Origin of the sequence: Kocuria cellulosilytica, from assembly GCF_040981245.1 — a bacterium.
Lineage (GTDB): Bacteria > Actinomycetota > Actinomycetes > Actinomycetales > Micrococcaceae > Kocuria > Kocuria cellulosilytica.
Genome location: NZ_JAVFWZ010000113.1, coordinates 1 through 556, shown reverse-complemented (window position 1 = coordinate 556; position 556 = coordinate 1). Strand labels below are relative to the sequence as shown.

1 protein-coding gene is annotated in these 556 nt (G+C 65.8%); it reads right to left on the bottom strand.

Annotation, left to right across the window (positions count from 1 at the left end; translation table 11 throughout):
* Nucleotides 1–414, bottom strand: a 414-nt coding sequence (locus RCG67_RS17255; RefSeq protein ID WP_368828037.1) for a hypothetical protein, incomplete at its 3' end; no start/stop codon positions are given.
* Nucleotides 415–556 lie beyond the last annotated feature (142 nt).

Below are 556 nucleotides of genomic sequence, written 5' to 3'. Positions count from 1 at the left end.
TTGTTCAAGCAGTGCCGACAGCTCTGCCGCCGAGACCGGGAATGCGGCAGAGCTGTCGGCACTGCTTGAACAAGAGGGCAGGCAACGTGCAAGGGTGACCCTCCCCAGCCGCAGGCTGCCCTCTTGTTCAAGCAGTGCCGACAGCTCTGCCGCATTCCCGGTCTCGGCGGCCCAGCGTCGATGACCGCGCGACTGGATCGATGCCAGCCTGTCCGGATCCACGCCATCGTGTACATCATCCCAGCCAAAGCAGCGTGCCAGCAGACCCATGTTGGCTGCGCTGACGCTGTTGTGACTGCGTGCCAGTTCATCCAGCAGCGCGTCGCCCACCAATGGCTTGTAGCGCAGCGACCACAGCACCGGCGTGGCCTCCAGCCAGGGGCCGAAGTCTTCAGGGGAAGACAGATGGGCCATGCGCAGGATCGTGTGCGCATGGCCCGATACGTGGACCGCTCCCTCCAGTTCCGCCACTGGTGCCGTGCGCAGCAGCACAGGCGTGCCGCGAGGTGGCCATGGAGGCGAGTACGAACGCGTTTCGGGCGGCGCCCATGCCACG